This is a genomic window from Burkholderia sp. AU38729 (genome assembly GCF_020419725.1).
In the GTDB taxonomy this organism is placed as follows: Bacteria; Pseudomonadota; Gammaproteobacteria; order Burkholderiales; family Burkholderiaceae; genus Burkholderia.
In genome coordinates, this window is the sequence record NZ_JAIZQO010000001.1 from 231,050 (window position 1) to 255,715 (window position 24,666).

Sequence of the window (24,666 nt, forward strand, 5' to 3'; positions counted from 1 at the left end):
GTCAGGCTCCTTGCACGCCGTTGCGGCGGTTGTCGATCAGGCTGACGAAAATATCCTCGAGCGAGCTCTGCGTCGTGTGCAGGTCGCGGAAGCCGATCCCGGCCGAGCCGAGCGCGTTGATCAGTTTCGCGATGCTCGCGTCGTCGCGCTGCGAGTCGTACGTGTAGACGAGCGCGGCGCCGTCGGCCGCGCGTTCGAGACCGAACGGCGCGAGCGCGGGCGGCACGTCCGCGAGCGGGTGCTCGAGCTGCACGGTGAGCTGCTTCTTGCCGAGCTTGCGCATCAGTTCGTGCTTTTCCTCGACGAGCACGAGCTCGCCGCCGAGGATGATGCCGATGCGGTCGGCCATTTCCTCGGCTTCCTCGATGTAGTGCGTGGTCAGCAGGATCGTCACGCCGTTGTCGCGCAGCGAATCGACGAGCTTCCACATGTCGCGGCGCAGCTCGACGTCGACGCCGGCCGTCGGTTCGTCGAGGAACAGGATGCGCGGCTCGTGCGACAGCGCCTTCGCGATCATCACGCGGCGCTTCATGCCGCCCGACAGCGTCATCAGCTTGTTGTCGCGCTTGTCCCACAGCGACAGCGCTTTCAGCGTCTTCTCGATGTACGCGGGATCGGGCGCCTTGCCGAACAGGCCGCGGCTGAACGACACGGTCGCCCACACGGTCTCGAACGCGTCGGTGGTCAGTTCCTGCGGCACGAGGCCGATCATTTCGCGGGCCGCGCGGTAGTGATCGCGGATGTCGTGGCCGCCGACCGTCACGCGGCCTTCGGTCGGCGTGACGATGCCGCAGATCGAGCCGATCAGCGTCGTCTTGCCGGCGCCGTTCGGCCCGAGCAACGCGAAGATCTCGCCGGGGCGGATGTCGAGGGTCACGTGCTTCAGCGCCTGGAAGCCGGACGCGTAAGTCTTGGAGAGGTCGGAGACGGAAAGGATCGGTTGCATGCTCACGGATGGGACGGCCGGCCGGCGCGACGGCGTGCGCCGCACGTGCCCGGCGTCGCCGCCGCTGCGAAGCGGCCGGGACCGGGGACGGCATGGCGAACGGGCGTCATGTCGAACGGCGTTGTGGTGCGGGATCGCAGGATCGCCATATTAGCAATCGGTAGATGGAAATGCATTCTCGTGGAAAGGGCGTGGGTTGCCGGTGCCGGATTTGCGTGAATTGACCGCGCATCGCGGAATAACGCGGCGATTTATTTGCGGCGCGTGAACAATGAGTGCCGTTTTCGGCGAACCGGGCTGCGATCGGGTTTCCGCTCGGTGGCGGCGCGGCCGGACGGCCGACTGTGCCGCCCGAAGGCTGTCGCGCCGTACCGGGACGGCATGCGCGGCGCTCGCGATAATGCGTTCCTTTCATCGTTCACGGAGCGGCGCGCATGTCTTTGATCGATTTCAAATCCGTGGCGGCGGCGCAGGCCGTCGCATGGAAATCCACGATCGTCGGCGAGGTCGGGCCGGCCAGGATCAAGGTGCTGCGCATGGATGCGCAGGCTTACGAAGCGGAAGTGCACGACTACAACGAGGGGCTGCTGGTGCTCGACGGCAGGATGCTGCTCGAGGTCGCGGGCGAGACGATCATCGTGGAGGCCGGGCAGATGTACCTCGCGCGCGCCGGTGTGGCTCATGCGGTGCTGCCGGGCAGCCACGGCACGCTCGCGATCATCGACGTGTAAGGTTGCGCCGCAACATGCAGGCGGCCGGCTGAGGCCCGGCTGGCTTGGCCAAGCGCGGATTGGCGGCCGCCATTCAAACGCGTGTTATACCGCCCGGGTATTTGTCTGAGCAAATAAATTGAAGGCTGTTTGAAAATCTGTCAAATACCGTGTAAACGCTAGGATTGCGTGGTTTCGGTCGTTTGGAACTCTGCATCCATTTACTTGTGGGTATCGTCCGATCATAGTCTCGACAAACGACGCATCACGATAACGAATCAAGCGTACGGATGGAGACCCATACATGAGACGCCTATCCGCGGGGCCAGTCGGACTGCCGTTTCCCGTTTTTTCGCTGAATGCAGGCGCGATGCAGATCGCGTGCCTGCGTTGTCCTGTCGCCGTGTAGCGGCGAACCACTTCCCGTTTCGATCGTTCTCACGGCGCCGTGCCGCATGACGGCGCCGCGGGAGAGCGCTTGTCTGCCGCCGCGGCGTGTGCCGCATGTGCCTGACCGGCATCGCGGCCGGCTTGCGCGCACCGTCATGCGCCGCGCGTCCGTGCCGCGGCGCGATACCAACCGGCGGGCCATGCAGCCTGTCCGGACGAGACTTGTCGTACCTGAAAAGGAGGGGTTGATGATTTGCATTCCTGAATGGCGGAAAGCGATTCTGTCGTGCGCGGTACTGGCGCTGCCGTTCGTCGCCGGTTGCGGCGGCGGCGACGATCCGGGGCCGATCAACGTGCCGCAGTGCTCGGGCAGCGCATGCGGGCCGAGCGGGGCCGAAACGACGCCGCCCGTCGTGACGAAGCTGTGTCCGGACGCGCTCGATTACACGACGACGTATACGGGCGGCGCAGGCAGCGGCGAGTACGTGAAGGTGAAGTTCGACACCATGAAGCTCACCTATCAGATGCAGTTCCTCGAATCGTCGGTGCCGACGTCGGCAGGGCAAGTCAACAACACGCGCGCGGGCCTGACGATCAGCGGTGCATTTCATCATCCGACCACGCTCCCGACCGCCGAGCAGAACCGCTGCGCATTCGTGCTCGACAGCGGCGCGACGAGCGACGGCGCGTACGCGGTGACGATCAACCGTGCCGATCCGCCGATGCTGTTCGTCGGCAATGGCGTGGTGGGTGGCGGGATTCCGGGGGCGACGATTGCGTACAAGGGTATCGACCTCGGGGCCCCCACGCCCATCGGCTACGTGCCGTCGCGGACGTTCGATTTCTACCCGTTCATCGGCTTCATCGAAACGGAAACCGACTTTTCGAAGGTCGCGGGCAATTACAACGAGGTAGGCATCCATCTGTCGCCGATCGGCGGGGGTGGGCAGAGCGCGCTGGGGCCAATCGGCTGGGAGCCGGACGTCGTCAACTGGAACCAGACGCTCAATGCGGACGGTTCGTGCACGATCACGCAAGGCAGCGACTACTCGTGTCAGACGACCGGGACTCCCTGGACGCTGCGCAAGAATGCGGACGGGTCGGCCGACAACGTGTTCGTGAGCAACGGGCTGCCGAATGCGTTTGGCGTGGCCTCGTATCCGATCGCGGGGCAGGGGTCGTCGCTCATCCTCCTTGCGTCGAGTCAGGCCAAAGGCATCATGATCGTCGGCAAGCTGAACGGCGTACGGATACCGGTCGTGATCCGTGTCGGCTACACGTATGTCGATCCGGCCAATCCGCTCGCGTCGGTCGCCGATGCCGAAGTCGGGATCTCGATGCTGTCGTCAGCCACCGCGATTGCCGCCAATTCGCTGAAGGGCGGTTACATCGGCGCGACCAGCGCATCCGCATGCGGCATCGTGACGTCTCCCGGCACGGCGAGCTTCTTCCCGTCGGCAGGCCCGAGCTTCAATCCAAACGTGCCGCACCCGGATCTGCCTGGCAAGTTCGTCAATGGCACCTTCCTGACGGAAGCCGGAACCTGTAACGACGGCACTGCCGTGTCGACGATGGCCGCGAACTATACGTCGACGCTGTTCCAGGGCAATACCGCGGCGTTCATTGATCCGCAGACGTCGTCGGTGACCTCGCAGTTCGCGCTCGACTATACGCAGGCCACGCCCGGCAAGATCAAGGTCACGGCCTCGCAGGACTTCAACGCGAAGGGTGCGAGCGGCAACGTGGCGATCTTCAAGAAGGGCGATACGGGCTGGATCGTGACGGCCGGCAACGTCTACGCGATGGTCGTCAACAACAGCCAGGTCAACCCGTTCTTCACGGTCGGCGCGTTCGTCCAGTAACCCTGCATTGAACACGTAACACCGGCGGCGCATGCGTCGCCGCCGGCGAATCGAATTTCAAGAGGATTCCTATGAATTTGAAGCAATGGATGGCCGCGGCGTCGCTCGCACCCGTGCTGGCCGCCTGCGGCGGCGACGGCGACCCGCCGCCCGCACCGGTAGTCCGGCTGTGCCCGCAGACGATCGACTACAACACGGTGTTCATCGGCGGGTCGGGATCGGGCGAGCTCGTGAAGGTGCAGCTCGACACGACGAAGATGACGTACCGGATGACGTATCTCGCATCGCCGGTGCCGACCACCACGGGCACCGTGCAGCCGACCCGCGACACGGCGCCGGCCAACGTGGTCGACGGCACGCTCGCCGACGAAACGGGGCTGCCGACCGTGAAGCTGAACCAGTGCACGTTCCGGATGCAGAACGCGAGCCTCGACCCGAACCGGCCCGCGCGGCTGTTCCTCGGCGAAGGTGTGCTGGGCGGCGCGATTCCCGGCGCGACGATTCAGTTCGACGGCGTGATCGGCGTCGGCAAGATCACGAAGACGACGTTCCCGTACTACCCGTTCATCAGTTTCTCGTCGCTGGAAACCGACCTGACGAAGATCGCCGGCAAGTACAACCAGCTCGGCTATCACCAGGTGCCGTCGCAGAGCTTCCAGCCGGTGGCGCTCGACCAGCAGGTGACGATCAACGCGGACGGCAGCTACGTCGAGACCGACAACTTCGGCAAGAAGAACGGCGGGCAGCCGCTTGCATCGAGCGCGACCGTGAACCAGCCGTTCACGCTGCGGCCCGATGCGCCGGCGTTCCAGTCGCTCAACTACCTGCCGCAGATTCCGCCGACGCTCGCGGCGGTCGATCCGGCGAAGGCCGGCAAGGGGATCCTGATCGTCGGCAAGCTGCGCAACCAGCTCGCGCCGATCTTCATCCGCACCGGCGCGGCCAACGCGGACCTCACGCAAGGGCCGCCGAGCGCGGACGACGAATCGGGCATTTCGTTCCTGAGCCCGCAGACGGCGATCGCGCAAGGCTCGCAGAACGGCGAGTACACGGGTGTCGACAGCGCGTTCAACTACCGCGCGACCGCGCTCGTCGGCGCGCAGGCCACGCTGCTCGATCCGTTCAATGCGTCGCAGGCCGCGCTCACGCGTGCGCTGAACCTCGACTACACGCAGAAGGTGCCGGGTGTCGTGACGACCGTGCATGCGGATGCGGCGTCGGGGCCGGCGACCGGCAAGTTCGTGTTCACCGGCGGCGTATTCGGGTTCCTCGACATGAACGATACGAGCAACCCGTACTTCACGGTCGGCGCATTCGTGCAGTGACGCACGCCTGGATGGAGACACGGTGGCGCCGCGCGCGGATGCGCGGCGCCCGGACAGAATGAGGGGAGACTTCATGAAGAAGCTGATAGTCGCGGGTGTCGTCGCAGGCGTGTCGACGCTCGCATCGGCCCAGCAGGCGGGCGACAACGTCGCGACGCTGGGCTGGCTGCACATCATGCCGCAGGATTCGACCAACGGGCTGACGACGAATCTGGCCGGCATGCCGATCAACGGGCCGCTGCGCCTGCCCGGGTCGTTCACGTCGCCGGGCACGAGCCTGACGGTCAATAACGCGGATACCGTCGGCCTCACGCTGACGCACTTCTTCACCGACCACATCGCGGTGACGTCGGTGCTCGGCGTGCCGCCCGAGTTCACGCTGACCGGGCACGGCACGATCCGGCCGCCCGGCCCGGCCGGCGCGCTCGGCAGCGTCAACATGGACAACCCGGCGAACCAGCCGGCGGTGAAGAACGCGCGGCAGTGGAGCCCGACGATCATTCTGCAGTACTACTTCAACTCGTCGACCGCGCGGTTCCGGCCGTTCGTCGGGATCGGCGTGGCCTACAGCTGGTTCAGCAACATCGAGCTGAACGGCAACTTCGCGAAGGACATCAACGAGAACCTCGGCAGCGTGCTTGCGGCCGGTGCCGGCAAGCCGGGGCCGACGTCGGTGGAGGGCAAGGCGTCGTCGTCGTTCACGCCGGTCTACAACGTCGGCGCGAGCTATGCGATCGACAAGCACTGGGGGCTCACGGCGACGCTGACCTACATGCCGCTGAAGACCTACTCGTCGCTCGTGATCAAGGCGGCCGACGGCTCGACGCTGGCCACCACGCGCACGCGGCTGAAGGCTGACCCGCTGATCACGTTCGTCGGGATTTCCTACAAGTTCTGAGCCGACCGGTGCGCATGACGCGCGCCGGCGGCTTCCTGCGACCGGCTGGCCGGACCACTCCGGCCGGACGATCGCGTTCCTGGCGGCGTGCCGCCATTTGTGAAGAGAGGGGGCAGTTCAAATGAGCATTCGCAAAATCGTATCGCTTGTTGCTGCAGTGGCTTTCACCGCGGTTTCGGCCGCGCCTGCTTTCGCAGTCACCGTTACGCGGGCCGACGGTCAGCCGATGAACCCGAACGGCGAGCCTTTTTCCGCGACCGGCCTCACGAACCTCAGCAAGGGGCAGATCACCGCGGCCTGTAACGCGACCTTCAACGGCACGATCACGTCGACCGGCATCGTCAACATCACGTCGACGACGTTCTCGGGCGGTGCGACGTGCGGGCTGATCAACGGCAGCGCGAGCAGCGCGTCGCCGTGGACGGGGCAGGCCGACAGCACGACGCAGTTGACGATCAATAACGTCAAGGTGAACGTCACACTGCTCGGTACCTGCGGGCCGAGCAAGGTCGTGACGACGTGGAGCGATCCGAACTCGTCGCTGACGTTCAACAACGCCACGCTGACGCCGGATTGCACGGTGGGCGGCACGGTCGCGACGTCGCCGAAGTTCCACGTGCAATAAGCGATCGCGGATCGAAGCGGGTGCCGGCCGCGTGCGAGGGCCGTGCGGCAGGCGCGGCGGGTATTCGCAGCTTCGATGGGTCCGTGCCGTCGCATGATTCGGCGCGTCGGCCGGATTCGTTCCGCAGAGCGGCCGTGTTTCTCGTGCAAGGCCGCCATATATCAAGAGAGAGGGCCATCCAGATGAAAATTCGTCAAATCGCATCGCTTGTTGCTGCAGCGGTGTTCACTGCGGTCTCGGCTGCGCCTGCTTTTGCGGTGACCGTTTCGCGCGTGGACGGCCAACCGATGAATCCGAACGGCGAGCCGTTCTCCGCGACGGGGCTGACCACGCTCAGCAAAAAGTCGATCGTCTCGAACTGCTCCGTGACGTTCAACGGGACGATTACGCCGGCGGGTATCGTCAATATCACGTCGGTGCAGTACAGCGGGGGGAACTGGTGTCCGGCGACCAGCAGTACCGCGAGCAGCGCGTCGCCGTGGACGGGGCAGGTGGACAGCGCGACACAGCTTTCGATCGACAACGCGCAGGTGGACTTCAAGCTGCTTGGCGCTTGCGGGCCGAGCAAGCTCGTGGCGGCATGGAACGATTCGAATGCATCGCTGACGTTCAACAATGCCGTTTGGACACCCGACTGCGTGTGGTCCGGCACGTTGATGGCATCGCCGAAGCTCCACGTGCAGTAAGCGTCGCTGAGTGAAGCCGGGCGCCTCTGGTGCACGAGGGCCGCGCGATAGGCATGGCCGACGCCTCATTCCCCGATGCAATCGTGTCGTCGCGCGTATCGGTGCGACGGCCGGCTGACCGCCCGTGTCGCGATCCGATCCGGGTGGACAGGCAGGGCTGGCGCGGCGTGCCGCGCTGCCCGATTCGATTGAAACAACCAAATTCAAATTGGCCAGAACACTCCCGGAAGACCCATGCTTACCGATCCAGCAAAGTATGGAGATGCCCGCGGCGCGACGCCTGACCGGCTGCGCACGGCCGCGTGGCTGCAGTACCTGATCGAACGACTCGACGCCGCCGCGTGCGCGGCGGACACGGGTGACGCCGGCGACACGACCGTCATCGCGTCGCGCGCGATACGCATGCGGGTGGGCGCGAACCTGTCTCGAGAAGCGGCAGCGATTCTTGGCCGGCTCGCGCCGTGGATCGCGTCGGACGGTGGCGCCTGCGCATGCGATCTGACGGACCCGCGCGGCGCGTGCTCGCATGTACCTTCGATGCAGCAACTCGCCGAAGCCGAACGTAGCTGCCCGGGCTCGCGCGCCGTGTTCGACACTGCGTACGGTGTGATCGATGCGTGCGCATTCGACGATCCCGATGTCGGCTGGGCTGCGCTCGAGCGGATTGCCGGTGGTGTCGAATGCAACGGGGGCGATGACGGCGAATGCGCCGAACATGAAAAGGGCGCGCACGGCGACACGCCGGCCCCGAAGAACCTGAGAGAAAGGCTGGCCGTTGCCGCGGCGGCGAATGGAGAAACGTCGGCCATGCCGGGCGCCGTCATCGACGCGATCGTGCTGCGCGTGTGCGGGCCGCGCGACGATGCATCGCGCATCGACGAGATGGCGGCGCTCGTGACGTTCTCGGCCGCGCTTGCTGCCGGCGACGGGACTTCTGTTGCCGCGTATGGCGGTCAGCACAACCTCGTTGCGCGGGCGATCCGCACGCATCGTGCCGATCTCGCGTCGGTGGACGGGCTGCTCGCGGCGTTATCCGTGTGCAGGCTCGATCGACTCGTCGGCGCGGGCAGTTTCTGGGCCTACTACCTGCTGGCGGGCATCGTGATTGCAGCGCCGGATGCCGTTCGGGAAGTTGGTCGCCGCTTTCATGGTGATGAATGGCAGGCATGGCTCGATCACGTGCTCGCGTGGCCGGCGGTCAGTCGATTCGGGCCGAAGGAGGACGTCGCGTTCGAAGGCCTGCAAGGCGCAATGAGCCTGACGTCGCGATGGAATCCGATCGTTCGCGGCAAGCGGATGCGGAAGCGGGGTGTTGGGACGGCGCAGTTTGGTAGGGGTGAAACGAAGCCCGAGTGACGCGCAAATTGGTGTCAGACGGTCAGGTATTCGTTTAATTGAATTTTCGAACTCGTTCTATTTGATTTTTCAGTTTTGCAGATTAAGGTCTTGTCGGGATCAATTCGATAATGTTTGACCAGGAGAAAATCCTTGGCCCCGAGCAATGTCCTTGTCGATGCCGATGCGCGCGCCGGTATCGAAATTCACCAGTTCTATCGTCTCGATATGCCTCAGGCGAAGCGTGCCGCGCTCGCGGATATCTTCGCGTTCGAGGGTACGTCCGGCATGGGCGAGCCGACGAAATTCACGATCCAGTTTACGCATCCCGAACACGATCTGTCTCGGATCGAATTCCTGAACAGGCCGTGCACGTTCGCGATCCAGCCTCCTCCTCGCGACCGCTGGAGTCGACCCGAGCCAGCCCGGCGCGTCCATGGCATCGTGACGGGCTTTGCACATCTGAATAGCAATCGGGATCAATCCACCTACGAGATAGTGCTGGAGTCGCGTCTTGCGCTGTTGCGCGGCTCGCGCCGTTGCCGCTTCTTTCTGGACATGAGCGAGCCTGAGATCATCAGGCAGATTCTGAAGGAGCACGAGTTCAACCAGATATTCGCGAGTGTCGAAATCTCGCTGTATCGGGAATACCGCAAGCATGCGTTCGTGATGCAGTGGGGGGAAGACGACCTGACGTTCATTACACGGCTTTGTCGGCGCACGGGAATCTGGTTCGTTTGTGATGCGGGCGAGAAACACGAGCACGTGAGATTCGGCGACGATTTCACGCATTACCGTCGGGACGACGCACTGGTGGTTCCATACCGCGAGCATAGCGGCTTGATGACTGACGGGCGCGAATCGGTCCATTCGCTCGAAATGCATGCGACGACGGTGCCGAAGCGCCACACCGTGCGCAGCTATCACACCGAACGGCAGCCGGCTCAGCCGATTGAGGCTTCGCACGACATTCGGGAGGATCGGACTGCGTACGGCGAGGACTATGTATGGGGCGCGCCTTACTTGACCGAGGACGAAGCAAAGCGGGAGGCGTTGTTGCGGCACGAAGCCGCGCTGGCGGAGCAGGTCAAGTATCGCGGCGCCTGCGACATGCTGGACCTTGTGCCGGGGGCCGTGCTGAAGTTGACGAATCGCACACTGCCGGATGCGAAGCATGGGTTGCTCGCGGTGCGTGTGACATGCCGGGCATCGCGCAAGACGGGGTATCAGGTCGAGTTCGATGCGACTCCTTCCGATCGGCTCTACCGGCTTCCGCTCAAGGAAGAGGCGTGGCCACGTATCGAAGGCGTCATCACCGGAACCGTGGCTTCGTCCGGCGGCTGGAAAAATCCTTATCTCGACGCCCAGGGACGCTACATCGTCCATATTCACGCCGATAAGGACAAGCGCACGCCAGGGCTCGAAAGTTGCCCGATGCGTCTGGCAAAGCCGTTCGCGGGAGCGGGGCAAGCCGGTTTTCATTTCGGTCTGGTCGAGGGCACGATCGTGACGGTCGGGTTCCTGTGGGGAAACCCAGATCTGCCGTACATCAGTCAGGTGCTGCATACGGCGGAGGATACCGATCCGATCGTCGGCGGCTATCCATGGGGGACGCGCAATACGATCCGGACCCGGTCGAACAACACGCTGCAAATGGAAGACCGGGAGGGCAAGGAGCATATCAAGCTCGCGACCGAGCGCGGCAAGACGCAGTTGAATCTAGGCCACGCAGTCGATCGAGACAACCAGAATCGGGGCGAAGGATTCGAGCTTCGTACGGACATGCGTGGTCATGTGCGCGCAGGTGGAGGCGTACTTGTATCGGCCGACATGCAGGAGCGGGCGCGTGGCGAACAGACGGACATGCGGCCCGTGGCAAACCAGTTTCAGTTCACGCAGGCACAGGTCGGCGGGCTGGCCGAGGCCGCCGCGGTGGCCAAGGCGGAAATCGCGGACCTGCGGGCCGAAAACGCATGGTTGAAAGATGAGCTGACGGGATTGAAGAAGGCGGTCATCGCTTTGTCGGCGCCGGACGGCATCGGCATGGCGACACCGGATCGCGTGATGGTGTCGGCGGGCAAGGATGTGAGCGTGGCGACGTCGGCCAGGTTCAGCGTGAGCGCGATCGGGAATGTCGCGATCGCGGCCGGGGAAGTACTGTCGTTGTTTGCTCACAAGATGGGAGCGAAGCTCCATGCGGCGCGGGGGAAGGTGCAGATTCAGGCGCAATCGGACGCGATGGAACTGGTTGCTCAGAAGGACATGCGAATCACGAGCGCCGATGGCGCCGCGACCGTGAATGCCGCCAATGGCGTCGTCCTGAGTGGAGGTGGGTCGGCTTACGTCAAGGTGCAGGGAGACAATGTGGAGATTGGCGGAGCCGGTTGCCTGATCCTGAAGATCATCGAGATTCAGAAGGAGGGGCCGGGTGCGCTGTCGCTACCGCTGCCTAAATTCGGTCAGGTCAGCGTTCCAAACGACGAACGCTTCATTCTGACGGATCACATCACCGGCCGGCCGGTGGCGAACCGGGCATACAGGATCCGGCTTGCGGATGGGCAGATCGTCGAGGGCGTGACCGACGAGAAAGGCGAGACTTCGCTGAGCCGGCAGGATGTCGCGCAAGGTCTCAAGCTGCTGTTGAAGAAAAGCGAGGGGCTTGATACATGACCGATCAGGACAATTCGTTGGCCGATGGCGGGGTGGCCCACGATGCCGCTGCTCCGGAGGCGTTTCGGCTTCATGCCGCCACGCGGGTCGTGCCGATGCAGCGCGATCATCTTGGGCAACCTTTTTGGGAGTCCTATCACACGCCGAGCAGCTTCGAGGTGCGTGCGGAGTGCCGGATTCCACCGCACATGCCGGGGGTGATCATTTTCGTGCATGGCGTCAATTCGACGGGGGAGTGGTATGACGCGGCGGAAGAAGCACTGTGTGACGGTTTGAGTGAACGCTTGCGTCGAACGGAAGAAACCAGACTGAGACCAAATGCATACTTGACAGAAGATCCCAACACCGGACGTTCTGTTCCGCGCCAGATTGATCCAACCAAACCGGGAAATTCTCCAGTGATCCGTTTCTATTGGGGCTACAGCGCAGTCTCCGGCAAGGAGAGAAATTGGCGTGTACCGCTACGCAATCTGAACGATGCCGATTTTTGGGCTCGTCACTGTACGAATGAAAACGGCGAGTGGCTGGGCAGCGATACTCCGTCCGGGCCGTGGTTCTGGGGCGGCGGTCCGTTTCAGAACGGTACCAACAACCTCCAGCAATTGTGGAGCAAAACCGGCTTCAACCGCCACGTGTTCGGTTTTGATATGGAGAGGCTGAATACTGAAGCGGATCGTCAGCTTCAGGATGCGCCACCGCGCAGCTACTATGCGCACGCGGCACAACGGTTGGCGAAACTGATCGACACGATCAGAAACAAATGCCCGCGCGATACCGTGACGGTCATGTCGCACAGCCAGGGCACCATGATCGCGATGGCGGCCACTGCACTATGTGCGACACGTGCACCCGATGCGCTGTTCGTGATGAACTCGCCATACGCACTCGACGACAAGATCACCGATGCCCTTGCATGCGGCCCCGATCGTCCGACCGAGGCGGCACGCGTCAATACGTTCCGGAATGTTGCATTGCGAATCAAGCAGGACAAACGTGTCATGACCGAAGCGCAGTTACAGCAGCTTCAATGTGGTGCATCCGAAGACATGGACTTCTGGCGGCCTGACAACAAGCGTCGGTCCGGCATACACGAGCGCGACAATCATGGCCGACTGTACGTGTACTTCACGCCGCACGATCGGGTGATGGGGGCTGCACCGCTGAAAAGCATCGGCTGGCAGGGCGTGGATGATGAACTCCTCAAGGACTTGGGAGATACCGTCAAGCAGCGCATGCTGGCACGCGGCACACCGGTTGGCGATGAGCCGGGCGTAAAGAAGTTCGGCACACTGCCACCAACGCCCGAGGATAAGTTGGCTCCCGGTGCAAAGCCGACCGACTTCTGGAACGGCAACCGGAACATCATTCCCCCTCTCTTGACGCTTTGGGCGGTTCCGCATCCCGACAAGACGGTCACGATCAACGCCGAGCGGGTGCCGCAGCCGGTCACGGCCGAGGAGATGAGGATATTTGAAGAGTCTCGTGAAGAAGCTCCTCAGATGGGAGAGTGGAAAGTGGATCCGAATGACCCTGACACCGGTAGCTATGCCGACAAGGACTACCGCTTCAATCGATCACTCTATGAACCCAAGCTGAACGTGTCGACGGAGGATATTTACACGTCCAGGCGCGGGACCCGCCTTGAAAGTCAGGATGAAATGCTCGAGCGCCTCGACACCTACAGGGCCGAGCCAACGAACCACAGCACGCTGCCACAGCATCAGGCATTCATGGCGCGCGTGGCCGCCTACGATCTTCCCGTCGGATTCTGTGATTCCTATGAGATGCCATCCTTCTGGACGTCCTTGATGAAACTGGCTGACTGGACGCAGGGTACGGATCCGTACCTCGAGAGCGGTATACCTGAAACCGTCGTCAAGCCCGCCCTCATTGATTGGGACACGGTGGCCGAGGAGCAAAGCAGGACGGACGGTGAGCGCCTCGCTCGGCAGCAGTATGGGGGATCGGCATGAGGTCTCTTGCGGTTGTGATAACGCTGGTTGTATTGGCATCGGGCTGTGCAACGCAGCAGCCACATCGCCCGACCTTCAGGCTGAGTGAGTTCAGAAGTTCGACGCTGAAGGAGTTGCCATACGATTCGCCGCCACAGACGATCTACCGGATCGACGATCACCGGTTTGTCACACTTGAACGCTACCGGGACTGCAATCACGGAGAGAGCTACTACAACGATACACGTATAGGTATCCGAAAGTACCTGGGCCGAGGTCGCTTCGAGAATTTTCAAGGCCGCATCATCAATGCGGATCCAACTGGGATGAACATCGTCCTGCCGCTGGCGTACCCGCCGCGAGCATTTTGCGGAAATGGCGAGAAAGGTTGCGTGGTGCCTTTCTTGTACTCAACCGACGGTGGGCGAACATTCCTCATCGAGGATTACGCGGATCATAGCTTTATACCATTCGATGATTCAAAAAACTATACGTTCGCCGTGACAAAAGCAAAGCTATATATTGCAGAAAAGTCTGCCGGAAGTGACGCGTATGTCGTGGAATATCCGATGATCGCCGGAATTAATTTGAGTCGTCCATACCCTCCTGGTGCTACGGGGGGCAGCTTTGCTGCGTCGAAACACCCTCAGTTTCTACGAGACATTTCGACACCATCCGGCCAAGATCGAATCATTTGCGATTCATCGCTCAAACCAACGAATCCCGATGCACCATTGGTGCAATAAGAAGAATGGATAAGAAACTAGTTGCGATGATATGCCGAGTGACGGTGATTGTCTCGATTGTGCTGATGCAGGGCTGCGCAACGCAGCAGCCACAGCGCTCGACCTTCAGGCTGAGCGACTTCAGGAGTTCGACGCTCAAGGAATTGCCATACGATTCACCGCCGCAGACGATCTACCGGATCGACGATCACCGGTTTGTCACACTTGAACGCTACCGGGACTGCAATCACGGAGAGAGCTACTACAACGATACGCGTATAGGTATCCGAAAGTACCTGGGCCGAGGTCGCTTCGAGAATTTTCAAGGCCGCATCATCAATGCGGATCCAACCGGGATGAACATTGTCTTGCCGCTGGCGTACCCGCCGCGAGCATTTTGCGGTAATGGCGAGAAAGGTTGCGTGGTGCCTTTCTGGTACTCGACAGATGGCGGGCAGACATTTCACGTCAAAGACTATGCAGATCATAGTTTCAAACCATTCGATGATTCGAAGCGGTATACATTCGCAGTCGCGAATGGACGGCTTTTCGTTGCAAAAAGCGACTATGCGGACGAATCGGAAGCATATGTACGCGAGTATCCAATGGTTTATGGCATCGATCTCAGTAAGCCTTATCCACCCGGAATTAGAGGATCCAGTTTTGCGGCATCCAAGCGCCCGAACTACCTTCAGGGAGCCTCGACACCATCCGGTCAAGATCGAATCATTTGCGATTCATCGCTAAAGCCAACGAATCCAGATGCACCGTTGGTGCAATAAGAAGAATGGATAAGAAGATAGTTGCGATGATATGCCGAGTGACGGTGATTGTCTCGATTGTGCTGATGCAGGGCTGTGCAACGCAGCAGCCACAGCGCTCGGCCTTCAGGCTGAGCGACTTCAGGAGTTCGACGCTCAAGGAATTGCCATACGATTCACCGCCGCAGACGATCTACCGGATCGACGATCACCGGTTTGTCACACTTGAACGCTACCGGGACTGCAATCACGGAGAAAGCTACTACAACGATACACGTACAGGTATTCGAAAGTACCTAGGCCGAGGTCGCTTCGAGAATTTTCAAGGCCGCATCATCAATGCAGATCCGACGGGGATGAACATAGTCTTGCCGCTGGCGTACCCGCCGCGAGCATTTTGCGGTAATGGCGAGAAAGGTTGCGTGGTGCCTTTCTTGTACTCAACCGACGGTGGGCGAACATTTCTTGTCGAGGATTACGCAGATCATAGCTTTAGACCGTTCGATGACTCGAAGAAATACACGTTCGCGGCTACCAAGGACAAGTTGTTCGTCGCCGTAAAGTATCAATATCGGAGGGATCTGCCGGACTACGACCTGCAAGTAAAACAGTATCCGCTCATCCCGGGTATCAACGTTGGTGGACCCTATCCACCTGGTTTTCATGCGGATAGCGCATGGCAATCCAGGAAGAAATTGATGCCAGATGGTCTTCGTACGCCATCCGGTCAAGATCGAATCATTTGCGATTCATCGCTCAAACCGACGAATCCCGATGCACCGTTGATGCAATAAGACGATTGGATATGAAGACAGCCGCGAAGCCAGTCAAGATGAGAAATAGAGTGGCAGTGATTGCAGTGATTGCAGTGCTTGCTCTGCTGCAGGGTTGTGCGGTCCAACCGCCGGCGCGACCCGTCTTTGGATTGGGCGATTTCATGAGTTCGAAGCTGGAGACGCTGCCATACGACTCACCGCCGCAGGTGATCTATCGGATCGATGATCACCGGTTTGTGACGCTGGAGCGCTATCGGGACTGCAATCATGGGGAAAGCTACTACAACGATACGCGTGCAGGGATCCGAAAATATCTGGGTCGAGGTCTTTTCGAGAATTTTCAGGGACGCATTATCAACGCAGACCCAACCGGTATGAATATTGTCCTTCCGCTGGCGTATCCACCGCATCTGATCTGCGGAAATGGTGAAAAGGGCTGCGTGGTTCCCTTCTGGTACTCGACAGATGGAGGAGTGACATTTCAGGCGAGGTCTTACGCGACGAATAGCTTTGAGTCGTTCGAAAATTCCAAGAGATACACATTCGCGGTCGTGGGTGGAAGACTCTTTGTAGCCAAGAGCGACTACGCAGACGAGTCTGAAGCATATGTGCGCGAGTATCCAATGGTTTATGGAATCGATCTCAGCAAGCCTTATCCACCCGGAATCAGAGGATCCAGTTTTGCGGCATCCAAGCGCCCTAACTACCTTCAGGGAGCCTCGACACCCTCCGGCCAAGATCGAATCACGTGCGATTCATCGCTCAAACCCACAAATCCTGACGCGTCTCTGACACCGTGAGGCGTATGACTACCTTTACTCGGAGAAGGAAACTAAATGAGAAATAGAGGACTGCAGATCTTGTATTCGATGATTTTCTTGACGTTGATGACGGGATGTGCTGTTCCACTTGGCTTCTACTCTTGACCGCTGCGCGAGAGCCGCAGGCCGTCAATCGCCACCGGAAATTCTGGTCTCGCCGTGGAGCGCCTGCAACCGCATCCAAGCGTGCATTTACCCAACGGATCCACTACCGATGAAAATCCCCGTTCGCCTCGGCGACTCCACCACACACGGAGGCGTCGTCAAAACCGCTTCCTCGACCTTCATCCTCGACGGCAGCAAGATTGCCCTGCATCACGACATCGTGTCGTGCCCCGAGCACGGCGACAACCGCATCGTTGAATCAGGCGAAGGCTATAACGAAGGCGGCCGAGGGTGGGCGCTCAACCGTTGCCGTACAGCCTGTGGCAGCGAAGTCATCGCCAGCGGTACCGGGATGAGACTCTTATGAAAATGAAATGGACTGTTTCCGATATCGCCGAATACCAGTACGGCAAGCCGCCGTCGATCTGGTGGTACGTGATCGCGTTCGTCGTCATCCAGGTTGCGGGCATCGTCATAACAGTCCTCAACTGGGAGCAGGGTAAGTCGATGATCTCCGGCGCGTTCTTCGGGCGCGCCGTGTTGATTCCGCTGCTCTTCTGGGGTGGCATCAGCGCGTGGATCTATAGCCGTTACGAGGACTGGGTCGCACGGGTCGACTGGTGGAACCATCTGTGCCGGCTCCATCATGCCCGACGACGAGAATGGGCGCGTGCCCACGTGGCGGTACTGGGCAGCGTGGTGCTGACACCCGAACCCGATCTGGCGGAACGTCTGCTCGGGCTCGAAGGGAGGGCACCGATGAATCCGGGCAAGATCATGGCCTTGCCCGAGCTGGTTGTTTCGGCGGGCGTATCGCGCATGGCGCAGGTGATCGAGCAGTTGATCAAGCCGTTCACCGCGCATATTTCGAACCTCGCGGATACCTGCGTCTTCGATGTGATCCTGCATTCCGATGACCCGCAACACATAGCCGAACTGCGAGCGGTCTGGCGGAAACTGGGTTTGTCCGATCTCGCCGATCTCCGATGGGCGCCGTTCGACGGAAAGGTCGATCAGCCGGAGCAGTGGTTCGACCCGGGCCTGGGGTCGAGTGTCCGGTTGGTACTCGGTTGCCAGTTGCACATCGAGGGAAAGGAGCCGTCCTGCTCGGAGATAGCCGCTGCGATGCTGCTTGCTCCTCCTAAGGTCGTCGCGGCGTTCAAGGGGAAACTCAAGCCGCAGGCTCGCCTGTTTCGCCCGATTTCGACACCATCCGACTCCGTCGCGGACGCGCTGGAAAGACTGCTGTCGGCCGAACAGACAGCCCGTGCACGCATCCGGCACGGCTGGTCGAGCGGGTTGTCGCGACAGAGCCGCCACGCGACAAGCGGGGCGATCAAGGACGCGGGTCTCAACCTGGCCGAACACGACCTGGACGGTGCGATCGGTGAACCCGGGCCGGTGAGTGCATGGCTACTTCAGGCGCTCGCGGCGCAAATGGTCGAACACGGGCAGGGTGCTCAACTGGTCGCGTCGCCACAAGGCCAGGACGTGACGCTGAATCTGGTCGGGACCCGGAGTACGCCTGTTTCGCGCGTTGGCGAGGCAAGCGTTCGTGTCCTCGATGTGTCCGTTTTCATCGGCCTGACCTGTGGCCTGGCCATGTCCCTGTTCCTGTTCGATGCGGCGGGTGCCTCCGACGCCTGGTTCCTGGGGGCCAGTGTGGTGTATGGACTGAGCGCTTTGCTGACGATCGTCGGGTGCTGGGTACGGCGCCGTGTGGTAGAAGACGACTTTGACGACAGGTTGCGATTTTCGACGGAGCAGGCGTGAGCAGGCGCCGATCACGCAACGACGATGCAGGCCCAGCATACAACGGCAACGCTCGACGCCGACCCATGCTCAGGCCGTATCTGCTGCTCGTCTCCTGCTGGAGCGGAATCGTGGCATGCGCGCTCTATACGACCGTCGTCGGATGGCTTGCCGCATTGGATCTCGGCAGTTCCGTCCCGCTTCAATGGGCGCTCATGCTGTGGGGCGCCACGTTCGGCTGGATCGTCGCGGAAGCTTTCTACGAGTGGCAGCTTCATCTTGCCGTGCGGCTCTATTGCGAAGACATCGCCGACGGCGTGTGCCCCGATCGCGGGATGCAAATGACGTCTGCGAACGCCTGGAAATGGTATCGGCGGCAAGGCTCGCCGTGGTGGATCAGTTCGAAGCGCGCGCGGCCTGACACGCATCCGGTCGACGCGATCGCGCGTCTGGAGGGCCGCGACCCGCCTCCCCGCAACGCGCAGCGGGACAAGGGCGATCTCCGCTGACGGAGGATTGCCGGCAAAGATCGTGTCGGCTTCGCATGTGTTTCGTGGCGATTCCTTTGCCATCCCGAATCGTTCGATCGGCGTCTGCACCGGTATGCGGATAGGCCAGACTGACGACCATCGAAACACGGACGACCGAGCGGGACCGCACGCCGGAATCCGGACGAAGTATGATCCGGAAGCGGTCGGCAACGGCGATCCACGTCATCCGATGTCGCTGAACCTCGCGATCGCTTACACAGACTCCGCATCCGTATCAAACCTTTCGAAACGGTCAGTCAGATGTCAAAGCAAAACAAGAAGATCCTCCTCCTGAGCGTCAGCGCCGGCGCCGGCCATACCCGGGCGGCCGAAGCGATCCGCGCGTTCGCCGACCGCCACCCCGCCGGTATCGAAGCCACTCACCTCGACGTGATGGATTTCGTGTCCACCGGTTTCCGCAAGCTGTACACCGATCTCTACATCAAGCTCGTCAGCAGCCAGCCGGCGCTGTGGGGCTACCTGTACCAGAAGACCGACGAAGTCGATCCCGCCGCGCCGTCGCAGAAGATCCGGCGCGCGATCGAGCGGCTCAATTGCCGGGCACTGCTCGCGGAGATCGAGCGGCAGCGCCCGGACGCGATCATCTGCACGCACTTCCTGCCTGCCGAGCTGCTGTCGCGCGAGATCCGCAAGGGGCGCGTCGATACGCCGGTGTGGGTGCAGGTCACCGATTTCGACCTGCACAGCATGTGGGTCGTGCCGAACATGCGCGGCTATTTCGCGGCCAACGACGAGATCGCGTGGCGCATGCATGCGCGCGGCATGGCGCCCGACACGGTGCACGTCAGCGGTATCCCGATCATGCCGGCATTCGGCCAGCCGCTCGATCGCGCGGCCTGCGCGGCCGAATTTGGCCTCGATCCCGCGCGCCGCACCTTTCTGATGATGTCCGGCGGCGCGGGTCTCGGCGGCCTCGACGTGCTGGCCGCGCGCCTGCTCGAGATGGAGGCCGACTTCCAGTTGATCGCACTGGCCGGCAAGAACAAGGCGATGCTGGCGTCGTTGCTGGAACTGGCCGCGCAGCATCCGGGCCGGCTGTTTCCGCAGGGCTTCACGCAGCAGGTCGAGCGCCTGATGGCCTGCGCCGATCTCGTGATCACGAAGCCGGGCGGCCTGACGACGTCCGAATGTCTGGCGATGCAGTTGCCGATGATCGTCAACTCGCCGATTCCGGGCCAGGAAGAGCGCAATGCGGATTTCCTGCTCGAACAGGGTGTCGCGCTGAAGGCGATCGACGACGATGCGCTCGTCTACCGGATCCGCGCGTTGCTGCAGACGCCCGAGCGTCTCGCCGACATGCGCCGTCGTCTCGCGCCGCTCGGGCGGCCGCTCGCCGGCCGCTTCGTGCTCGATCGCGTGCTGGGCCTGGAGCCGGCCGCATGAGCGTCGCGCGTTTTGTGCCGACGCGCCATACGGTGTTCGTCGTTGCGTGGGTCGTGCTGCTCGCGTACTTCTTCGCGAACGTCGAGATCCAGATCGAAGGCAGCGCGGGCTGGGCCGCCAACCTGCCGACGTGGCGCATCGAGCATCACTGGCTGCTCGACCTCTTCTGGGGCGGGCGGCCGATGACCGGCTATCACGCGTGGGTGTTCCCGTTCGTCGCGCTGTTCTTTCATCTGCCGGCCGTGTTCAACGGACGGTGGTCGTGGCGCATCGAGGCGCGGACCATCGCGTGCATCATGGTGTTCTGGCTGACCGAGGATTTCCTGTGGTTCGTGCTGAATCCGGCCTATGGCCTGGCCCGCTTCAATCCGGCGAACGTGCCGTGGCATATCCACTGGCTGGGCGTGGCCCCGACCGACTACTGGACGATGAGCGCCGCCGCGATCGTGCTGTTCATTTTTTCCCGCGAGCGCAAGCGCGCCTTTTATTGATCCCTGACCCGACATGAAAATCGCCATCATTGCCGCGATCGCCGTCGCGTTTGCCGGGCTCGTGCAGCCGGCCCACGCGGACCCGGCCTCCGAGGTGTCCGCCCGGCCGATCAAATGGGCGCAGAGCGTGGCCGATGCGCATGTGAACAACCTGCACCGCATCACGCCGACGCTGTACCGTAGCGCCCAGCTGTCGCGCTCGGACGTGCCGGAACTGCAGAAGCTCGGCATCCGCAAGGTCATCAGCTTTCGTTCGTTTCACGCGGACGACACCATCCTGGCCGGCACGCAGATCCGGATGCAGCGCATCCGGATCAACACGTGGGACATCCGCGACGAGGACATGGTGACCGCGCTGAAGGCGCTGCGCACGGCCGACCAGGACGGCCCGGTGCTGATCCACTGCCAGCACGGCGCCGATCGTACCGGCCTCGTGTCGGCGCTGTACCGGATGGTGTATCAGGGCTGGACGCGCGAGCAGGCGCTCGATGAACTGCAGCACGGCGGCTACGGGTTCCATCCGATCTGGCAGAACATCACGAACTACTTGAAAAACGTCGACGTCGAGCGCTTGAAGCGGGAAGTGAACAGCGGCTGAGGATCCCATGCAAAACGCCGCCGACAATGGCTGTCGGCGGCGTTTTGAAAAGTACGTCGATGCGCAGGCAATACGCCCGCCGTCGTCAGACCGTCTCCGGCTGCCGCACGGCCTTCGCGATATTGCGGGCCATTGCCCCATTCGCGACGAAGTAAGGCACGTCCACGCGCGCAAGCGGCTTGCGCCCGCGAATCTTGTCCGCGATCTTCTCGGCGATCATGATGGTCGGCGCATTGAGGTTGCCGGTCGTGATGATCGGCATGATCGACGCATCGACGACACGCAGCCCCTCCAACCCGTGCACGCGGCCTTCTTCATCGACCACGGCCATCTCGTCGTAACCCATCTTGCATGAGCACGACGGATGGAACGCGGTCTCCGCGCGGGCGCGCACGAATGCGTCGAGGTCCTTGTCGGACTTGCAGTCCGCACCCGGATTCAGTTCGCGGCCGCGATATCGATCCAGCGCGGGCTGCCGCATGATCTCGCGCGTCGCACGGATCGCATCGCGGAATTCGCGCCAGTCGAGCGCTTCGGCCATGTAGTTGAACAGGATGCTCGGATGGTCGTTCGGATCGCGCGAGCGCAGCTTCACGCGGCCGCGGCTCGGCGAGCGCATCGAGCCGACGTGCGCCTGGAAGCCATGCATCTCGATCGCGTTCGAGCCGTTGTAGTTGATCGCAACAGGCAGGAAGTGATACTGGATGTTCGGCCACGGATCGTCGTCGCGCGTGCGGATGAAACCGCCCGCCTCGAAGTGGTTGCTCGCGCCGAGGCCGGTGCCGTTCAGCATCCATTCGAGGCCGATCTTCGGCTGGTTCCACCACTTGAGCGCCGGGTACAGCGAGACCGGCTCCTTGCACTCGTACTGGATGTACATCTCCAGGTGATCCTGCAGGTTCTGGCCGACGCCTGGCAGGTCGAGCACGACGGGAATGTCGAGTTCCTTCAGCCACGCACCGGGGCCGACGCCCGAGCGCTGCAGCAGTTGCGGCGACGCGATCGCGCCGCTGCACACGAGCACTTCGCGGCGCGCATGCGCGGTCGCGCGTTCGCTGCCGCGCAGGTACGTGACGCCCGACGCGCGCTTGCCGTCGAACAGGATGCGATCGGCGAGCGCGTGCGTGACGATCTCGAGGTTCGAGCGCACCTTCGCCTGGTCGAGGTAGCCGCGCGCAGTGCTGGCGCGGCGGCCCTTCGGCGTGACGGTGCGGTCCATCGGGCCGAAGCCTTCCTGCTGATAGCCGTTCAGGTCGTCCGTGCGCGGATAGCCGGCCTGCACGCCTGCATCGACCATCGCCTCGAACAGCGGGTTCACGCCCGGCTTGCTGGTCGTGACCGACACGGGGCCGCTGCCGCCGTGATAGTCGTTCGGGCCGACGTCGCGCGTTTCGGCCTTCTTGAAGTACGGCAGGCAGTCGAGATACGTCCAGTTCTCGAGGCCCTTGTGCGTCGACCAGTTGTCGTAGTCGAGCGCGTTGCCGCGGATGTAGCACATGCCGTTGATCAGCGACGACCCGCCGAGCCCCTTGCCGCGGCCGCATTCCATCCGGCGGTTGTCCATGTGCGGCTCGGGGTCGGTTTCGTAGGCCCAGTTGTAGCGGCGGCCCTGCAGCGGGTAGGCGAGGGCGGCCGGCATCTGCGTGCGGAAGTCGAAGCGGTAGTCGGGGCCACCCGCTTCGAGCAGCAGCACCGTCACGTCCGGATCTTCCGTCAGGCGCGTTGCGAGCACGTTGCCCGCGGAACCTGCGCCGCAGATGATGTAGTCGTATTCGCGTGTCGTCATGACGGTCTCCTTTCGTGATCCTTAAAACACCGGGTTGTAGCGGCCGAGCTCGACTTGCACCGACTTGATTCGAGTGTAGTGCTCGAGCGTCGTGATGCCGTTCTCGCGTCCGACACCGGATTGCTTGTATCCGCCAACCGGCATCTCGGCCGGCGATTCGCCCCACGTGTTGATCCAGCAGATGCCGGCTTCGAGGCGATGGATCGTGCGGTGCGCGCGCGACAGGTTCTCGGTCACGACGCCGGCCGCGAGGCCGTAGTGCGTGTCGTTCGCGCGGGCGATCACTTCGTCCTCCGATTCGAAATCGAGGATGCTCATCACCGGCCCGAAGATTTCCTCGCGGACGATCTTCATGTCGTCGCGGCAATCGCCGAACACGGTCGGCGCGACGTACTGGCCGCTGCCGAAGTGGCCGTCGGTCAGGCGCGTGCCGCCCGCGAGCAGCTTCGCGCCTTCTGCCTTGCCGCTTTCGATGAAGCCGAGCACCTTGTCGAGCTGCGCGGCCGACACGAGCGGGCCGAAGTTGGTATCGGCATCGGTCGGCTTGCCGACGCGGATGCGCTTCACGCGCTCGAGCACACGCTGCGTGAATGCATCCTTGATCGAGCGGTGCACGAACACGCGCGTGCCGTTCGTGCAGACCTGGCCCGAGCTGAAGAAGTTGGCGGTCACCGCGATGTCGGCCGCGCGGTCGAGGTCAGCGTCATCGAACACGATCAGCGGCGACTTGCCGCCGAGCTCCATCGTCACTTCCTTCAGCGACGACGCGCCGGCCAGCGACATCACCTTCTTGCCGGTTTCGACGCCGCCTGTGAACGACACCTTCGCGATGTCCGGGTGGCCCGTCAGCAGCGCGCCGACCGAGCCGTCACCCTGCACGACGTTGAACACACCGGCCGGCACGCCGGCTTCCGTATAGATTTCCGCGAGCTTCAGCGCGGTGAGCGGCGTGACTTCGCTCGGCTTGAACACCATCGCGTTGCCGGCCGCGAGCGCGGGGGCCGTCTTCCAGCATGCGATCTGGATCGGGTAGTTCCACGCGCCGATGCCCGCGCACACGCCGAGCGGTTCGCGGCGCGTGTAGACGAACGACTCGGCGCGCAGCGGCACCTGCAGCCCTTCGATCGCGGTCGCGAGGCCCGCGTAGTACTCGATCACGTCCGCGCCGGTGACGATGTCGACCGCGAGCGTCTCGCCGATCGGCTTGCCCGTGTCGCGCGTTTCCAGCGCCGCGAGTGCGTCGTTGCGCTCGCGCAGCAGGTCGACCGCGCGGCGCAGGATGCGCGAGCGCTGCATCGCGGTCATCGCGGCCCATTCACGCTGGCCTTCCCGTGCGGACGCCACCGCGCGATCGACGTCGGCCGCGCTGGCCTGCTGCACCTGCGCGAGCAGTTCGCCGGTGGCGGGATCGAAGGTGTCGAAAGTCTTGCCGCTCGTGGCGTCGACGTAACCGCCGCCGATGTAGAGGCGCTGCAAACCGAATACGGACATGAGGATCTCCTTGAGGGCGACTGCGTC

Annotated in this window: 22 protein-coding genes; 19 read left to right on the plus strand and 3 right to left on the minus strand. The window is 62.5% G+C overall.

Annotated elements, in window-relative coordinates; translation table 11 throughout:
- Position 1: 1 nt before the first annotated feature.
- Positions 2-946: an ABC transporter ATP-binding protein gene (locus LGM56_RS00965; RefSeq protein WP_089496318.1), complete on the minus strand. Its 945-nt coding sequence runs from the start codon at positions 944-946 to the stop codon at positions 2-4.
- Between the two features lie 434 nt (positions 947-1,380).
- Here LGM56_RS00965 and LGM56_RS00970 point away from each other — a divergent pair, with 434 nt between their 5' ends.
- From LGM56_RS00970 to LGM56_RS01060, 19 genes are all read left to right on the plus strand, one after another.
- Entirely contained in the window at positions 1,381-1,677 is a 297-nt protein-coding gene (locus LGM56_RS00970; protein WP_089496319.1) for a cupin domain-containing protein, read from the plus strand.
- Between the two features lie 617 nt (positions 1,678-2,294).
- Positions 2,295-3,908, plus strand: a complete 1,614-nt coding sequence (locus LGM56_RS00975; protein ID WP_226202238.1) for a DUF2957 domain-containing protein — start codon at positions 2,295-2,297, stop codon at positions 3,906-3,908.
- 71 nt (positions 3,909-3,979) lie between these two features.
- Positions 3,980-5,233 carry a DUF2957 domain-containing protein gene (locus LGM56_RS00980; protein WP_226202240.1) on the plus strand — a complete coding sequence of 418 codons (1,254 nt, stop codon included), beginning with the start codon at positions 3,980-3,982 and terminating at the stop codon, positions 5,231-5,233.
- Between the two features lie 73 nt (positions 5,234-5,306).
- Positions 5,307-6,131, plus strand: a complete 825-nt coding sequence (locus LGM56_RS00985; protein ID WP_089496322.1) for an OmpW/AlkL family protein — start codon at positions 5,307-5,309, stop codon at positions 6,129-6,131.
- A gap of 121 nt (positions 6,132-6,252) precedes the next feature.
- Positions 6,253-6,756 (plus strand): hypothetical protein, encoded by a 504-nt coding sequence (locus LGM56_RS00990; protein WP_039369510.1) that lies wholly within the window; start codon positions 6,253-6,255, stop codon positions 6,754-6,756.
- A 182-nt stretch (positions 6,757-6,938) separates the two neighbouring features.
- Entirely contained in the window at positions 6,939-7,442 is a 504-nt protein-coding gene (locus LGM56_RS00995; protein WP_089496324.1) for an activator protein, read from the plus strand.
- Between the two features lie 234 nt (positions 7,443-7,676).
- Positions 7,677-8,798 (plus strand): hypothetical protein, encoded by a 1,122-nt coding sequence (locus LGM56_RS01000; protein ID WP_226202242.1) that lies wholly within the window; start codon positions 7,677-7,679, stop codon positions 8,796-8,798.
- Positions 8,799-8,930: 132 nt separating this feature from the next.
- Complete coding sequence (locus tag LGM56_RS01005; protein ID WP_226202244.1) at positions 8,931-11,447, plus strand: type VI secretion system Vgr family protein; 2,517 nt, start codon at positions 8,931-8,933, stop codon at positions 11,445-11,447.
- Positions 11,444-13,420 carry an alpha/beta hydrolase gene (locus tag LGM56_RS01010; protein WP_226202246.1) on the plus strand — a complete coding sequence of 659 codons (1,977 nt, stop codon included), beginning with the start codon at positions 11,444-11,446 and terminating at the stop codon, positions 13,418-13,420. The genes LGM56_RS01005 and LGM56_RS01010 overlap by 4 nt, the downstream gene beginning before the upstream one ends.
- On the plus strand, positions 13,417-14,145 hold the full coding sequence (locus tag LGM56_RS01015) for a hypothetical protein (RefSeq protein WP_226202248.1): 729 nt from the start codon (positions 13,417-13,419) through the stop codon (positions 14,143-14,145). Before LGM56_RS01010 ends, LGM56_RS01015 begins: the two co-directional genes overlap by 4 nt.
- A 5-nt stretch (positions 14,146-14,150) precedes the next feature.
- On the plus strand, positions 14,151-14,906 hold the full coding sequence (locus tag LGM56_RS01020) for a hypothetical protein (protein WP_226202250.1): 756 nt from the start codon (positions 14,151-14,153) through the stop codon (positions 14,904-14,906).
- A gap of 5 nt (positions 14,907-14,911) precedes the next feature.
- Positions 14,912-15,679 (plus strand): hypothetical protein, encoded by a 768-nt coding sequence (locus LGM56_RS01025; protein ID WP_226202252.1) that lies wholly within the window; start codon positions 14,912-14,914, stop codon positions 15,677-15,679.
- 50 nt (positions 15,680-15,729) lie between these two features.
- Positions 15,730-16,461, plus strand: a complete 732-nt coding sequence (locus LGM56_RS01030; RefSeq protein WP_226202254.1) for a hypothetical protein — start codon at positions 15,730-15,732, stop codon at positions 16,459-16,461.
- A 235-nt stretch (positions 16,462-16,696) separates the two neighbouring features.
- Positions 16,697-16,954 (plus strand): PAAR domain-containing protein, encoded by a 258-nt coding sequence (locus LGM56_RS01035; RefSeq protein ID WP_089496328.1) that lies wholly within the window; start codon positions 16,697-16,699, stop codon positions 16,952-16,954.
- Entirely contained in the window at positions 16,951-18,360 is a 1,410-nt protein-coding gene (locus tag LGM56_RS01040; RefSeq protein WP_226202256.1) for a hypothetical protein, read from the plus strand. Before LGM56_RS01035 ends, LGM56_RS01040 begins: the two co-directional genes overlap by 4 nt.
- Positions 18,357-18,848, plus strand: coding sequence for a hypothetical protein (locus tag LGM56_RS01045; RefSeq protein WP_226202258.1), 492 nt, complete (start codon positions 18,357-18,359; stop codon positions 18,846-18,848). The genes LGM56_RS01040 and LGM56_RS01045 overlap by 4 nt, the downstream gene beginning before the upstream one ends.
- A gap of 282 nt (positions 18,849-19,130) precedes the next feature.
- Positions 19,131-20,273: an MGDG synthase family glycosyltransferase gene (locus tag LGM56_RS01050; protein ID WP_226202260.1), complete on the plus strand. Its 1,143-nt coding sequence runs from the start codon at positions 19,131-19,133 to the stop codon at positions 20,271-20,273.
- The gene (locus tag LGM56_RS01055; RefSeq protein WP_226202262.1) at positions 20,270-20,764 is read left to right on the plus strand and encodes a hypothetical protein; all 495 of its coding nucleotides are present in this window, start codon (positions 20,270-20,272) and stop codon (positions 20,762-20,764) included. Before LGM56_RS01050 ends, LGM56_RS01055 begins: the two co-directional genes overlap by 4 nt.
- 13 nt (positions 20,765-20,777) lie before the next feature.
- Complete coding sequence (locus LGM56_RS01060) at positions 20,778-21,362, plus strand: dual specificity protein phosphatase family protein (RefSeq protein WP_226202264.1); 585 nt, start codon at positions 20,778-20,780, stop codon at positions 21,360-21,362.
- 85 nt (positions 21,363-21,447) lie between these two features.
- Here the strand turns inward: LGM56_RS01060 and betA are convergent, their stop codons facing one another.
- Together betA and betB are read right to left on the minus strand one after the other, a co-directional pair.
- Positions 21,448-23,148: a choline dehydrogenase gene (betA, locus tag LGM56_RS01065; protein WP_226202266.1), complete on the minus strand. Its 1,701-nt coding sequence runs from the start codon at positions 23,146-23,148 to the stop codon at positions 21,448-21,450.
- 21 nt (positions 23,149-23,169) lie between these two features.
- Complete coding sequence (gene betB / locus LGM56_RS01070; protein WP_089475461.1) at positions 23,170-24,639, minus strand: betaine-aldehyde dehydrogenase; 1,470 nt, start codon at positions 24,637-24,639, stop codon at positions 23,170-23,172.
- Between the last annotated feature and the right edge of the window lie 27 nt (positions 24,640-24,666).

Bases quoted from the DNA above. Each gene is read 5' to 3' on its own strand.
- LGM56_RS01035 (WP_089496328.1), top strand. From the start codon at position 16,697: ATGAAAATCCCCGTTCGCCTCGGCGACTCCACCACACACGGAGGCGTC.
- LGM56_RS00970 (WP_089496319.1), top strand. From the start codon at position 1,381: ATGTCTTTGATCGATTTCAAATCCGTGGCGGCGGCGCAGGCCGTCGCA.
- LGM56_RS01010 (WP_226202246.1), top strand. From the start codon at position 11,444: ATGACCGATCAGGACAATTCGTTGGCCGATGGCGGGGTGGCCCACGAT.
- LGM56_RS01020 (WP_226202250.1), top strand. From the start codon at position 14,151: ATGGATAAGAAACTAGTTGCGATGATATGCCGAGTGACGGTGATTGTC.
- betB (WP_089475461.1), bottom strand. From the start codon at position 24,639: ATGTCCGTATTCGGTTTGCAGCGCCTCTACATCGGCGGCGGTTACGTC.
- LGM56_RS00980 (WP_226202240.1), top strand. From the start codon at position 3,980: ATGAATTTGAAGCAATGGATGGCCGCGGCGTCGCTCGCACCCGTGCTG.
- LGM56_RS01000 (WP_226202242.1), top strand. From the start codon at position 7,677: ATGCTTACCGATCCAGCAAAGTATGGAGATGCCCGCGGCGCGACGCCT.
- LGM56_RS01055 (WP_226202262.1), top strand. From the start codon at position 20,270: ATGAGCGTCGCGCGTTTTGTGCCGACGCGCCATACGGTGTTCGTCGTT.
- LGM56_RS01050 (WP_226202260.1), top strand. From the start codon at position 19,131: ATGTCAAAGCAAAACAAGAAGATCCTCCTCCTGAGCGTCAGCGCCGGC.
- betA (WP_226202266.1), bottom strand. From the start codon at position 23,148: ATGACGACACGCGAATACGACTACATCATCTGCGGCGCAGGTTCCGCG.
- LGM56_RS00965 (WP_089496318.1), bottom strand. From the start codon at position 946: ATGCAACCGATCCTTTCCGTCTCCGACCTCTCCAAGACTTACGCGTCC.
- LGM56_RS01040 (WP_226202256.1), top strand. From the start codon at position 16,951: ATGAAAATGAAATGGACTGTTTCCGATATCGCCGAATACCAGTACGGC.
- LGM56_RS00995 (WP_089496324.1), top strand. From the start codon at position 6,939: ATGAAAATTCGTCAAATCGCATCGCTTGTTGCTGCAGCGGTGTTCACT.
- LGM56_RS01060 (WP_226202264.1), top strand. From the start codon at position 20,778: ATGAAAATCGCCATCATTGCCGCGATCGCCGTCGCGTTTGCCGGGCTC.
- LGM56_RS01025 (WP_226202252.1), top strand. From the start codon at position 14,912: ATGGATAAGAAGATAGTTGCGATGATATGCCGAGTGACGGTGATTGTC.
- LGM56_RS00985 (WP_089496322.1), top strand. From the start codon at position 5,307: ATGAAGAAGCTGATAGTCGCGGGTGTCGTCGCAGGCGTGTCGACGCTC.
- LGM56_RS00990 (WP_039369510.1), top strand. From the start codon at position 6,253: ATGAGCATTCGCAAAATCGTATCGCTTGTTGCTGCAGTGGCTTTCACC.
- LGM56_RS00975 (WP_226202238.1), top strand. From the start codon at position 2,295: ATGATTTGCATTCCTGAATGGCGGAAAGCGATTCTGTCGTGCGCGGTA.
- LGM56_RS01015 (WP_226202248.1), top strand. From the start codon at position 13,417: ATGAGGTCTCTTGCGGTTGTGATAACGCTGGTTGTATTGGCATCGGGC.